This window comes from Tenacibaculum sp. TC6, from assembly GCF_050606265.1.
Classification (GTDB): Bacteria; Bacteroidota; Bacteroidia; order Flavobacteriales; family Flavobacteriaceae; genus Polaribacter.
Window position 1 is genome coordinate 676 of record NZ_JBOCUK010000019.1, and the last position, 12,391, is coordinate 13,066.

The 12,391-nt window shown below is 31.6% G+C and carries 11 protein-coding genes and 1 pseudogene; 3 read left to right on the forward strand and 9 right to left on the reverse strand.

The features are described from left to right. The 4 genes and pseudogenes from ACQY1Q_RS11085 to murQ all read right to left on the reverse strand — a co-directional run. Positions 1-657: pseudogene (locus ACQY1Q_RS11085) on the reverse strand (hypothetical protein); the annotation flags it as partial. Between the two features lie 101 nt (positions 658-758). After that, positions 759-1,802 (reverse strand): D-alanine--D-alanine ligase, encoded by a 1,044-nt coding sequence (locus tag ACQY1Q_RS11090; RefSeq protein WP_431005386.1) that lies wholly within the window; start codon positions 1,800-1,802, stop codon positions 759-761. Positions 1,803-1,812: 10 nt separating this feature from the next. After that, positions 1,813-2,052, reverse strand: coding sequence for a DUF6095 family protein (locus tag ACQY1Q_RS11095; RefSeq protein WP_431005387.1), 240 nt, complete (start codon positions 2,050-2,052; stop codon positions 1,813-1,815). Then, on the reverse strand, positions 2,045-2,860 hold the full coding sequence (murQ, locus tag ACQY1Q_RS11100; protein ID WP_431005388.1) for an N-acetylmuramic acid 6-phosphate etherase: 816 nt from the start codon (positions 2,858-2,860) through the stop codon (positions 2,045-2,047). The genes ACQY1Q_RS11095 and murQ overlap by 8 nt, the downstream gene beginning before the upstream one ends. Positions 2,861-2,967: 107 nt before the next feature. Here murQ and ACQY1Q_RS11105 point away from each other — a divergent pair, with 107 nt between their 5' ends. After that, positions 2,968-3,798 carry a mechanosensitive ion channel family protein gene (locus tag ACQY1Q_RS11105; protein WP_431005389.1) on the forward strand — a complete coding sequence of 277 codons (831 nt, stop codon included), beginning with the start codon at positions 2,968-2,970 and terminating at the stop codon, positions 3,796-3,798. Positions 3,799-3,864: 66 nt separating this feature from the next. Here the strand turns inward: ACQY1Q_RS11105 and ACQY1Q_RS11110 are convergent, their stop codons facing one another. The 3 genes from ACQY1Q_RS11110 to rplS form a co-directional block, all read right to left on the reverse strand. After that, a complete protein-coding gene (locus ACQY1Q_RS11110) occupies positions 3,865-6,090 on the reverse strand; it encodes an NADP-dependent isocitrate dehydrogenase (protein ID WP_431005390.1) in 2,226 nt (741 codons plus the stop codon). 199 nt (positions 6,091-6,289) lie between these two features. Next, positions 6,290-6,424: a hypothetical protein gene (locus ACQY1Q_RS11115; RefSeq protein ID WP_431005391.1), complete on the reverse strand. Its 135-nt coding sequence runs from the start codon at positions 6,422-6,424 to the stop codon at positions 6,290-6,292. Between the two features lie 243 nt (positions 6,425-6,667). Beyond that, entirely contained in the window at positions 6,668-7,018 is a 351-nt protein-coding gene (rplS, locus tag ACQY1Q_RS11120; RefSeq protein WP_431005392.1) for a 50S ribosomal protein L19, read from the reverse strand. Positions 7,019-7,382: 364 nt separating this feature from the next. On the opposite strand from rplS, the gene ACQY1Q_RS11125 reads away from it, so the two are divergent. Together ACQY1Q_RS11125 and ACQY1Q_RS11130 are read left to right on the forward strand one after the other, a co-directional pair. Continuing rightward, positions 7,383-8,081 (forward strand): phosphatase PAP2 family protein, encoded by a 699-nt coding sequence (locus ACQY1Q_RS11125; protein ID WP_431005393.1) that lies wholly within the window; start codon positions 7,383-7,385, stop codon positions 8,079-8,081. A 14-nt stretch (positions 8,082-8,095) separates the two neighbouring features. Beyond that, a complete protein-coding gene (locus ACQY1Q_RS11130) occupies positions 8,096-9,601 on the forward strand; it encodes an ArnT family glycosyltransferase (protein WP_431005394.1) in 1,506 nt (501 codons plus the stop codon). A gap of 555 nt (positions 9,602-10,156) precedes the next feature. Here ACQY1Q_RS11130 and ACQY1Q_RS11135 read toward each other — a convergent pair. Next, complete coding sequence (locus ACQY1Q_RS11135) at positions 10,157-11,635, reverse strand: glycosyltransferase family 39 protein (RefSeq protein ID WP_431005395.1); 1,479 nt, start codon at positions 11,633-11,635, stop codon at positions 10,157-10,159. Between the two features lie 40 nt (positions 11,636-11,675). Then, on the reverse strand, positions 11,676-12,353 hold the full coding sequence (gene trmD, locus ACQY1Q_RS11140; RefSeq protein ID WP_431005396.1) for a tRNA (guanosine(37)-N1)-methyltransferase TrmD: 678 nt from the start codon (positions 12,351-12,353) through the stop codon (positions 11,676-11,678). Between the last annotated feature and the right edge of the window lie 38 nt (positions 12,354-12,391).

A 12,391-nucleotide genomic window follows, 5' to 3' on the forward strand; every position in this document is an offset into this window, starting at 1 on the left:
GGTTAAGTTCAGCTGTGTGGTATTTCCATCTTCATCTTTATAATCGATGTTGGTATTATCGGCATTCAGCGCGATGGAGGTTAAGGTTTCTAAGTTCTTGATATCAATGATAGTCGGATTTCCGTTTTCATTGGTATAGGTAAAGGTTCCATCGGCATTGGCAACAATTGTGGTCAGCGTCTCAATATTTTTAATAACATCACCTAAATTAACACTTCCTCCATTAAGAAGGTTTAATGTGTTTGTTGTATTATCAAAAGTTAGTACTTGAATTTCATTGGTTGGATCACTATCAGCATCATTAATTAATGAACTTAAATTAACAGTTCCCCAATCACCAAGTGTTAGCTCATTTGTTAGTTCATTAAAAATTAACTGTCTGCTACTTATAGAGTCGCATAAACTAACCCATGTCATATTACTATATTGGAAAATACATTTTTGGTCAGTATTATAAACAATAGCACCTTCTAATGGGTAAATACTATTCATTTGACTGTCTGTAACTCTCGTAATAACAAGAACCTTATTATTACTTTCTAATTCAAGAATAGAGCTGTCATGAATTACATTCGGATTATCTCCAATTTTTACTTGTGCTAGTAAATTTATAGAAGATAAAAAAAATAAAGCGAGTAAAGTAATTATTCTCTTCATAATATCAAGATATTAAAAGCATTGAGGCTAAGAGCCTCAATAAATACAAGGGGTTATATATATTAGATGTTGTTTTCCTTATTTAGTCACAAATATAAAACTTAATTTATGTTTCTAATGGTTGATACATAGTTTTTTAGATGTATGATTTCTTTAGAAAACTCTTTTGTTTTTTTATAAGGGGTTTTTAAAATTTTATGATTTGTTATTGATATTTGATATAAATTTTTCCAATGGGTTCTAATTTCTTTAAGAGCTTGAAAATAGGTATAATTTTCACTGTCGTAAATATGTGTAGGTTCAGCTATTATACCGTTAATTTCAAGGATTTTTAAATTTTTACCATTTTCTAATTCTTCAAAAGAATTATATTTTATATCAAGCCTCCCGTAATACCATCCGTTTATTGATTTGTTAATTTCATCAAAAGTTTGATGTAACTTTTCAGTAATCAAGTGATTTCCATTAATAAATTGAGTTCCTTTACAGTGGTTACCAATGGTTGATAAATTGATTATTTCATGTTTTTTAGGAACACTGTCTAAATTAGTTTGTTCACTTTCAGAAATAATATCTAAATATAACCGAGCTCTGTTATCGGCTAAAACCAAATCTTTTATCTTAGAGTTTCCATCTCCGGTGACTGATAAGAATTTTTTTAAGGTAATAGAGCTTATTTTACCTTTTTCATGAGTAGGGTTTCTAAAATAAAATATTCCACATTCATTAGTTAATTCAATAAACTCTTGAATAATAATATCTATAGGGTATTTATTCAGGTAATTTTTTAACTCAGTGTCAGAGTTAATTTTTTTTACTAATAAACCACGAAAGCCAATATCAGGTTTGGCAATAATAGGATAGTTTATTTGTGCCTGTTTTAAATCCTCAACAACTTTATTAAAATCAGTTTTTGGTTTTACTAAAATTGATTTTGGCCTGAATGGTTCTGGAATTAACTGAATAGTTTCAAATTTACTCTCTGTTCCGTTACCGGAGCTTTTTATGCTTGGATTTGCGGCGGTAAAGAAAGTTAAATTTCTAGCTTTGAAAGCTAAATAGAAGGCGTAAGGAATGTTGGGAACATAAAACATAGACGAAGGCCAATATTCCCAATTGAAAATTTTTTGAAATCTATTTCTCAAGCTCAAATTTCTAATCTTTAAAGAGTGAGTCTAAAATGCTTTTAAAAGTTTTAAAACCAAAGTAGACTGTATATAAAGTTAATAAAATACCGGCAATTAATAAAGAGTAAGCTAATATTATTTTGGGTGAAGTAGTAAAAATTCGTAACGCTTTAAATGAAATACTTAACGTTAAAGGTGAAATTATTAATAAACCTAATAGTATAACAACCCTTTTTAAACTTTTTTCTAAGGAGGTATTTTTACTCATTTTTGTAATTATTTATAGCATTTCTAACATTACCGTATTTTTTTAATAATGCTTCAGCAGTTAGTACGTCAATTTGTAATTCAGAAGCTAGCATATTTATGCCTCTATTAACAAGTTTGTTATTAGAAAGCTGCATGTCTACCATTTTGTTTCCTTTTACTTTTCCTAATTGTATCATGGTAGTTGTAGAAATCATATTCAGAACCAGTTTTTGAGCTGTTCCTGCTTTCATACGAGAGCTCCCTGTAACAAATTCTGGACCTACAACTACAACTACAGGAAAGCTGGCTGTTGTTGCTAAAGGACTATTTTCATTACAAGTAATACAACCTGTTATAATTCCGTTTTCATTACATTTTGCTAAAGCTGCAATTACATAAGGAGTTGTTCCGGAAGCAGCAATACCTATAACTATATCTTTCTGACTAATAGCATGTTCTAAAAGATCATTCCATCCTTGTTCTGTTGAATCTTCTGCAAATTCAACAGCTTTTCTAATTGCTGAATCTCCTCCGGCAATAATTCCGATAACTAAATCATGTGAAACGCCAAAGGTAGGAGGGCACTCACTGGCATCAACGATGCCTAATCTACCGCTAGTACCTGCTCCCATGTAAAATAACCGACCTCCGTTTTTTAATTTATCAACTATTTGTTCTGTTAATTTTTCTATTTGAGGTAGGGCTTTTTCAATAGCTAAAGGAACTGTTTTGTCTTCCTTATTTATGTTAAAAAGTAACTCAGAAATAGTCATCTTTTCTAAGTCATTGTATTCAGAATCCTGTTCAGTAGTCTTTGTGAAATTCATGAGTCAAAGGTACAAATAAAGCAATAGAACAAATAGTATTTTATGTTAAGTGACTAATAAAAAAAAGCGGTGTCTCATTTTATATAAATCAACAAAAAATTAAAAAAATGGAAACAATTCAAAATTCACTAACCAACTTTTATGATTCAATAGCTACCGGAATGGGTGATTGGGGGCTGAAACTTTTAGGCGCATTTGCTGTTTTAATCATTGGTTTATGGATTATTAGCTTTTTAATGAAAGGAATTTCAAAGGCATTTGAAACGAAGCATATTGATACAACTTTGCGCCCTTTCTTAGTAACTCTTATTGGTTTTGTATTAAAAGGGTTATTAATTATTTCAATAGCGGGTATTGTAGGTGTGCCAACAGCAACTTTTGCAGCTTTAATAGCGGGTGTAGGTGTTGCTATTGGAGCTGCTTTTAATGGTTCGTTAGGACATTTAGCTTCAGGAATAATGTTGTTAATCTTTAGACCATTCAGGGTAGGAGATTTAGTAAAAACAAACGGAGCTTTTGGTTTTGTAAGAGAAATTTCTGTGTTTGTAACTGTTATAGAAACGTTTCAAAAAGAAACAGAAATCATTCCGAATTCTGCTATTACTTCAGGAAAAATAACAAACCTGTCTAAGGTAGGAAGCTTACGTATTGATATGCCTTTTGCTATTCGTTACGGAGCAGATATTGCGAAGGCCAAAGATATTGTGATGCAGGTTTTGGTTAATGATGTTAATGTGTTAAAGCAAGAAGGAATGACACCAAGAGTTGCGGTAAATAATTTAGGAGAAAATAGTGTTGAATTATTAGCACTTCCTTATGTGAAAAGTGATAATTATTGGGATGTTTACTGGGATACCAGACAAAAAATAGTTGAAGAATTAGGTAAAGCAGGGTATGAAGCTCCGTTACCTCAGAGAGTAGTAACCATGGTTGGTTAAAGAGAAGAAGGATGTCAATAAAAAAAGCAGGGAATTTCCCTGCTTTTTATGTATGTAATAATATTGTTATATGTTTGCTATGATTGCGTTGAAAGTTTCACTCGGTCTCATAACAGCATCAGCTAAATTATCAATCGGTTCATAATAACCACCAATATTTGCTGCACTACCTTGAACTTTGTTTAATTCATCAACAATAACAGTTTCATTATTTGCTAATTGTTGTACAACAGGAGCAAACTGAGCTTTTAATTCACTATCAGTATTTTGAGAAGCTAAAGCTTCTGCCCAATACATTGCTAAATAAAAGTGAGAGCCACGGTTGTCTAATTCGCCTGTTTTTCTTGAAGGACTCTTTTTGTTTTCTAATAACTTTCCTGTAGCTTGGTCTAATGTTTCAGCTAAAACCTTAGCTTTAGTATTGTTGTTAGTTTCAGCTAAGTGTTCTAAAGAAACGGCCAGTGCTAAAAATTCACCTAATGAATCCCAACGTAAATGATTTTCTTCAGTTAATTGTTGTACGTGTTTTGGAGCAGATCCACCGGCACCGGTTTCAAATAAACCTCCACCATTCATTAAAGGAACAATAGATAACATTTTTGCTGAAGTTCCTAATTCTAAAATTGGGAATAAATCTGTTAAATAATCACGTAAAACATTTCCTGTAACAGAAATAGTATCTTCACCGGCTTTTACTCTTTCTAAAGTGTACTTTGTAGCTTCAACAGGTGATAGAATTTTTATTTCCAAACCGGTAGTATCGTAGTTTGGTAAATATTTTTCTACTTTTTTAATAATTTCAGCATCGTGAGCTCTTTCTTTTTCTAACCAAAATACTGCAGGAACTCCTGTAGCTTTAGCTCTGGAAACAGCTAATTTTATCCAATCTTGAATAGGAGCGTCTTTAGTTTGACACATTCTCCAAATATCTCCTTCTTCAACAGTATGTTCTATTAAAACAGTTCCGTTAGCATCAACAACCTGAACTTTACCATTGTTGTTAATTTCAAAGGTTTTATCATGTGAACCATATTCTTCTGCTTTTTGAGCCATTAAACCAACGTTTGGAACAGTTCCCATTGTGGTAGGATCAAAAGCACCGTTTTTCTTACAAAAATCGATAGTTTCTTGGTATAAACCTGCATAAGAACTATCAGGAATAACAGCTTTGGTATCTTGTTGTTTTCCTTCTTTATTCCACATTTGTCCTGAAGTACGAATCATAGCCGGCATTGAAGCATCTATAATCACATCAGAAGGTACGTGCAAGTTCGTAATTCCTTTATCTGAATTTACCATTGCTAAATCTGGGTTGTTAGCATAAGCAGTATCAATATCTGCTAAAATTTCAGCTTTTTTATCCGCAGAGAGCTCTTCTAAATTACTTAGTAAATTACCAAAACCATTGTTAACATCAACGCCTATTTTTTCAAAAGTTTCTGCATGTTTAGCAAAAACATCTTTAAAGAAAACACGTACAGCATGGCCAAAAATGATAGGGTCAGAAACCTTCATCATAGTGGCTTTCATGTGTAAAGAAAAAAGAACCCCTTTATCTTTAGCATCTTGCACTTGCTCTTCTAAAAAGGTAATTAATTTCTTTTTGTTCATTACTGATGCATCAATAACTTCACCGTCTAATAAAGAAAATTTTTCTTTTAAAACAGTAGTGTTACCATTAGTATCTGTATGAAGTATTTTAATATCGGTAGCATGATTAAGTGTTACAGATTTTTCAGTATGTGCAAAATCACCGTCATTCATTGTTGCTACGTGAGTTTCAGAAGTGCTACTCCAAGCCCCCATAGAGTGTGGATTCTTTTTAGCATAATTTTTAACGGCTTTTGGCGCACGTCTGTCTGAATTTCCTTCACGTAAAACCGGGTTTACAGCAGATCCTTTAATTTTATTGTAACGGTCTAAAACAGCTTTTTCTTCATCTGTTGTAACTTCTTCCGGGTATTCTGGTAAAGCATATCCTAAAGCTTGTAATTCTTTTATGGCAGCTTTTAATTGAGGTACCGATGCAGAAATGTTTGGTAATTTAATTATGTTAGCCTCAGGTTTCGTAGCAAGCTCACCTAAAAAAGCTAAAGCGTCTTCTACACGTTGCTCTTCAGGTAAATAATCAGAAAAGTTAGCAAGAATACGCCCTGCAAGTGAAATATCTTTAATTTCTATTGCTATGTTTGATGATTGAGTAAAAGCCTTTACTATAGGTAAAAACGAACGTGTAGCTAAAGCAGGAGCCTCGTCCGTTTTCGTATACATAATTTTAGCCGTTTTGTTCATAAGTAAAAATTAAATTAATTATTTTGAAGTCAGGCAAATTTATGAATAACCAACGAATTTATTGATGCTAAATTATTATTAATTAATTGGTTTTATTACGATAATAACAATTTTACGAAGCCTTTTTAAGGATTTGATATAAAGTACAAAAGCCATATCAAACAATGGTTCTTTGATATGGCTTTTTGAAATAGTTAGTTTACTTTTTTAATGTTACTAAACAATAACTATTTCTGAAGGAAGTACTGTGGCTTCCGTTGTTTAGGTATACTTCTTTAATTAATTCAATAACTACTATTATTTCTTCCAGACTTACAACTAATGCATTAATCATAAAAATTAAAAATTATATTTAATGAATCCGTTGTAGTCATTTTCACGTTACATGAAAAAACTAAAAGCAACCTAAAATGTATTTATAAAGATCTTTGTCTATCAAAGATAGTTATTTAGTTAAGAAAATAAAATTATTTAACTAATTAAAAATTAACAATTTATAAACCGAAGTTATTAACAAAAGTTAATAAAAAAAGCACCGTATTTTGTACGGTGCTTTTTAAGTATTTTGTAAAACTGATTAGTTTCTTCTTTCTTTGATTCTTGCTTTTTTACCAGTAAGACCTCTAAAGTAGAAAATACGAGCTCTACGTACTTTACCTCTTTTGTTAATTTCAATTTTCTGAATAGAAGGTAAATTAACAGGGAAAATACGTTCAACACCAACAGTACCAGACATTTTTCTAATAGTAAAAGTCTCAGAACTACCAGTTCCTCTTCTTTGGATAACAACACCTCTAAAGAACTGAGTACGTGTTTTGTTTCCTTCTTTAATTTCGTAGTAAACTGTTATAGTATCACCAGCAGAAAATTCTGGTAAATCATTTCTTGTTACAAATTCGTCTTGTACAAATTTAACTAAAGATTCCATTTTTAAATATATTTTGATGGTTTACGAAAAACAACATACACGATTCTCGTCAGAGGTTGATTTTGTGCGTGCAAATTTATGTTTTTTTTCGATATAAAAAACTTAATTTGATAATTATTTTTAGGTTAAAATAGTTTTATACCTGTTTTAATAAAATGTTGTTTTAAAGTTAATTAAGTAAAAAATATTGATACTTGCTTAAAGTTGACTTAATGCTTCAGCAACAAATGCTCTCTAGTTTTACAATCGACAAATAAATAACAGATACAGAACTACACTATATTAATGAAACGTTAATTAAATTTAATTCAGTAGGGAGGTGTCTAATTTCTTTGTTATAAAGCAAAAAGTAAAAAGCAAAGAGATGAAATCATTGGAGCATAAGGGAATCTTAAAGATAAATAATGATGGAAAGTTTTTTATACAACAACAAAAAATAAGATTGGTTTTTGTTGAGTTAATTACTTCTATAAAAAAACAAACCTATCTTATATACGGCGTTTTTTTCGCGATTTCTTTACTACTGATTTCTGTATTTAATAAATTTTATCTTCATACAAGTGTCAATCAATTTCATACTTCTTTTTTTGATGTGTTTTTTAAATACGTTACGCATTTAGGTGACGGAGTTATGTTTGGGGTATTGGCGTTATTGTTTTTATTTATAAAACGAAAAATGGCATTGGTTTTTATAGTTGGAGGGGTACTTACGCTTTTGGTAACGCATCTTTTTAAAAAGGTTATATTTAAAGGGATTCCCAGACCGGTAGGTGCTTTAGGAGAAGAAGCTTTACATTTGGTAGATGGAGTTAAAATGGCTTTATGGAATTCATTTCCGTCAGGGCACACTACTACAGCATTTGCTGTTTTTACCATTTTATGTTTGTATTTTTCAAAGTGTAAATCACAGTATTTGTGGATGTCTTTAGCTATTATTGCCGGTTTTTCCAGAGTGTATTTATCACAACATTTTTTAATTGATATTTTTGTAGGATCTTTTTTAGGAATTGCTATCGGTTTTGTTAGTATGGCATTTTTTTGTAAACCTAAAAGAGTTCATTAATCGCCTTACGCTAAGTGAAAATATCATATAAACAAGCAACTGTTGTACTTATTAGTTTAAGTACATTTTTCAGAATTTTTTTAGGTAGCCAGTTAGAGTTTGGTAATGATGAAGTGTATTATTGGTTGTATGCAAAGTACCCGGATATTAGTCATTTTGATCACCCGCCATTTGTAGGTTTTTTTATTCAATTGTTTACGGTAAACTTATGGTTTGATAGTGAATTAGCTATTCGGTTAGCTGCCATTATTCCGGCAAGTATTACCATGTATCTTATTTTTTTAATAGGAAAACAGTTAAAAGATGAACGCTTAGGATTCATAGCCGTTTTACTTTATAATATAAGTATTTACGGTTTTATTATATCCGGACTTTTTATTTTACCGGACGCTCCGCTTTTATTTTTTTGGGTGCTGAGTTTTTACTTTTTACTACAATCATTACCTTATGAACCATCAACAACTACCCGAAAAAAAATACTTTGGGCGTTTGTTGGTATCGGTTGCGCTATCTACTCAAAATACCAAGCTGTATTTTTACTGTTGGGTGTTAGTTTGTATATAGTATGCTTTAATAGAAAATGGTTAAAAGATTGGAGTTTATATGTAGGGCTTTTAGTTCCGATACTGGCCGTAAGCTTAATTTTTTACTGGAATTACCAAAACGATTTTATAAGTTATAAATTTCATAATAACAGAGTGTCACTGTTTAGCTTGTCATTTAATAAAAACTCTTTTATTAGGGAATTGCTAGGACAGTGCCTTTATAACAACCCCTATATTTTTATACTGGTTATAGTAATGTTGGTTTCTTTTTTTAGAAAAAAGTTTGTTTTAACTACTAAAGTAGCGTGGCTATTCCTGTTCATATCGTTGCCTTTAATAGTAACCACTATCTATATATCATTATCTAGAGATACCTTACCGCACTGGTCGGGCGTATCGTATATAACACTCTTACCTTTAGTAGGATTGTTTATTTATCAGCAAAAAAACATTGTACATAATTTAATCATAACAGTTGCAGTGTTGGTTTCAATATATACATTAGCTTCTTTTGTAATTAATCAGGGATGGTTTTTATCGGTTAAAACTGCGGAAAGCAAGGAGTTAACAGGAAGAAACGATGCGTTAATGGATATGTATGGTTGGAAACAAGCTTCAGAACGGGTTTCAGAATTTATAGAACAAAAAGAATTAAATCATCTTCCTATTATTTCCGATAAATGGTTTCCGGCGGCTCATATAGATTATTACATAGCGCGTCCTAATCAAATGAAAGTGTATGGAATAGGGGAGTTGCCTAACATACATAAGTATTATTGGATTAATAAAATGTACCCGGATATTACGAATGAAAAAGAGTTTTTATACCTAACCGATAGTAGAAACTTTCGTGATCCGCAGATGGTTTATACCCATACCTATAAAAAATACGAGTTATTACAGACGTTTCTGGTGGAGAGAAATGATCAAGTGGTTAAGTACGTTTTTTTATACAAATTATGTAAAGATTCTTAATAAGGGTATACGACAAATTTCCTTTCGAGTTATTACGAAGGAGTTGGTAACGACTAAAGTAATCTCTTCTATTCAATGAGACTGCCACAGCAAAAGTGTTTGCTTCGCAGTGATGGTCTTATTTTAACAAAAACGGAAATTTGCCGTACACCCCTTAATAATTAGGTTAGGATACGATAATTCCAGTTTTTAAAAATGACACTTTCATTTTGTAAATGCTTTTGTTAATATCACATGGAGTAGTTTTTCTGAGGTAAAGGAAGTAAAACGGTATCGAGATGCTCTCTATAGTTCTACTGAGCAACGCCGAAATATTCTAATACATGAAAGTTGTACACGTTTTTTTTAAATGTTTTTTTAGTGTGTACAACATTTAAAACGTAAGGACTGTACACGATTTTTTAAAATGATTTTTAAACGTGTACAAACTTTTGATAAGCTTGTGTGTACACCGTTTTTAAAAATATATTTTTTCGGTGTACAACAATTGAAGGGCATTGAAAAGCTGAAAGTAATTATTACATTGTTATATTTTCAAATGGTTACATTATCAAATTAAGGAGTAGCGGTATAGTTTTCACAATAATATACCCAAAACTTACGGAGGTCTTTTCCGTTTTTTGAAATAATAATAGGATCAAGTTCTGTTACTTTTGAAAAGTATTTTTGTACGTCTACCGGAAGTTCATTTTTTTTATCGCTGTTTTTAAAACGAGTGTCAGAATCAATAAAAATGGCATTTTTACCGGTTAAAGAAGTTAAATCATCCCCCAAATAATCAAAATGTAAAGCAGGTTTTCCTATAATATTTTGAGCATAGATTTTTTCATCCATAAAAAAGGTGAGGGCAGCAGAGGTTTTGTATTTATCATCAGAAAAAATAAAAGAATTCGGGTGTTCTTTTTGAATTTCTTTAGTAGCCTCCGCTAATTCTTTCCAACCAATCCAAGTATCATCACTTTTAATAGGAACTACATAAAATAATACTTGCAAAGCAACCAGTACATGTAAAACTACTGAGGTGATAACTTGAGCTTTCAGCAGTTTTTTACTGATAACCATTCCTGCTAAAATAATTCCTGTAATATAAGAGGGCATTAACCAGTTAAGTTTTACCCAATAAAAAGGAGTTAAACTCATAAAACCTACAAAAGTGGGAATAAAAAAAGCTAACAGAAAAAGTGTTTGCGAGTTGGGAATTTTGAATTGTATAAGAGCACGTTTTACATATTTAAATGTAAATACTATAAAAACACTAAACAATACTGGAAGCAATAAAAATAGTTGATGACCTAAAGCTCCGAAGAAAAAATTAGGTTCTATATGAAACCCCGAAATAGAGCTGGTTCTGTCAGATGATTGAAATAGAAATGAAGCAAAATTATGCTGATAATTCCACCACCAAACCGGAAAGGTAACCAGTATAGAAATTAGTAAACTGCTCCAAAACCATGGTGAAAAAAATAATTTTCTGTAAGTATTAGAAAATATAAGAAAAGCAATAAGTCCAAATTGCAATAATAGTGCGGTGTATTTGCTGTCAAAAGCCAGTCCCATAGCAATTCCGGCATAGAGCCAATATTGTTTTTTTTCTTCAAAAATAGCTTTGTATAACCCTAAAATACTCAAGGTCCAAAACAATAGTAAGGGTACATCCGGAGTAGAGTTGAACGATAAAATTGAAATAAATAACGTAGAGGCAATTAATACAATGGCTCTTTGTAGCTTTTGCTTAGAAAGAAAAAGAGATGCCAGTTTATAAAAGCTAAGGATGGTTAATGAGGTTATCACAAAATCAGCCAGCTTAACCACAAAAACCGTTTTTCCAAAAAGAAGCGTAAACAATCGTAATACATACCCAATCATTCCCGGGTGATCAAAATAAGAGAGTGATAAGTTTTCTCCGTAAAAATGATAATAGGCATCTTGTGGCATTAATCCCATAAACGGAAGTAATAAAAATCTGAAGATTTGAAAAGCCAGTACAATGCTTATTGCCGGATATTTTTTGGTAAAAGATTTTATGGTATTCAAAATACGATGCCTTTGGTTAGTTAGGGATTGGTTTTGTAATCTATTCGTCTAGTAAATCCGGACGGATTTGTTTGGTACGTTCATAGGCTTGTTCAGCTCTCCATTCTTCTATTTTAGGAAAATTTCCAGATAATAAAATTTCAGGTACTTTCATTCCTTCATACTCGGCAGGGCGGGTATATACAGGAGGTGATAAAAGATTGTCTTGAAAAGAGTCTGTTAAAGCAGAAGTTTCATCTCCTAAAACTCCCGGAATTAAACGAATAACAGCATCACAAACAACAGCAGCAGCCAATTCTCCTCCGGTAAGTACATAATCGCCAATAGAAATTTCTTTGGTAATATATTTATCACGAATACGTTGATCTACTCCTTTATAATGACCGGTTAAAATAAGAATGTTTTCTTTTAACGATAAGGCATTTGCGGTAGCTTGGTTCAAGGTTTTAGCATCCGGTGTCATATAAATAATTTCATCATACGAACGTTCAGCCAGTAATTTTTCAATACAATTGGCAATAGGTTCTATCATTAACACCATACCGGCACCGCCACCAAATTGGTAATCGTCTACCTGACGGTAATTTCCCATACCATACTCACGTAAGTTGTGTAAGTGTATTTCAGCTAAGTTTTTTTCAATAGCCCTTTTCATCATTGAATTTTCAAACGGGCTTCTAAGTAAATCTGGTTCTACAGTAATAATATCAATTCGCATGTTGCAAAAGTAAGGTTTTACGGCTTTTATTTTTAAAA

Excerpts from the sequence above, each read along its gene's own strand:
- ACQY1Q_RS11095 (WP_431005387.1), bottom strand. The coding sequence starts at position 2,052 with ATGAGTAAAAATACCTCCTTAGAAAAAAGTTTAAAAAGGGTTGTTATA.
- murQ (WP_431005388.1), bottom strand. The coding sequence starts at position 2,860 with ATGAATTTCACAAAGACTACTGAACAGGATTCTGAATACAATGACTTA.
- ACQY1Q_RS11105 (WP_431005389.1), top strand. The coding sequence starts at position 2,968 with ATGGAAACAATTCAAAATTCACTAACCAACTTTTATGATTCAATAGCT.
- ACQY1Q_RS11110 (WP_431005390.1), bottom strand. The coding sequence starts at position 6,090 with ATGAACAAAACGGCTAAAATTATGTATACGAAAACGGACGAGGCTCCT.
- ACQY1Q_RS11115 (WP_431005391.1), bottom strand. The coding sequence starts at position 6,424 with ATGATTAATGCATTAGTTGTAAGTCTGGAAGAAATAATAGTAGTTATT.
- rplS (WP_431005392.1), bottom strand. The coding sequence starts at position 7,018 with ATGGAATCTTTAGTTAAATTTGTACAAGACGAATTTGTAACAAGAAAT.
- ACQY1Q_RS11125 (WP_431005393.1), top strand. The coding sequence starts at position 7,383 with ATGAAATCATTGGAGCATAAGGGAATCTTAAAGATAAATAATGATGGA.
- trmD (WP_431005396.1), bottom strand. The coding sequence starts at position 12,353 with ATGCGAATTGATATTATTACTGTAGAACCAGATTTACTTAGAAGCCCG.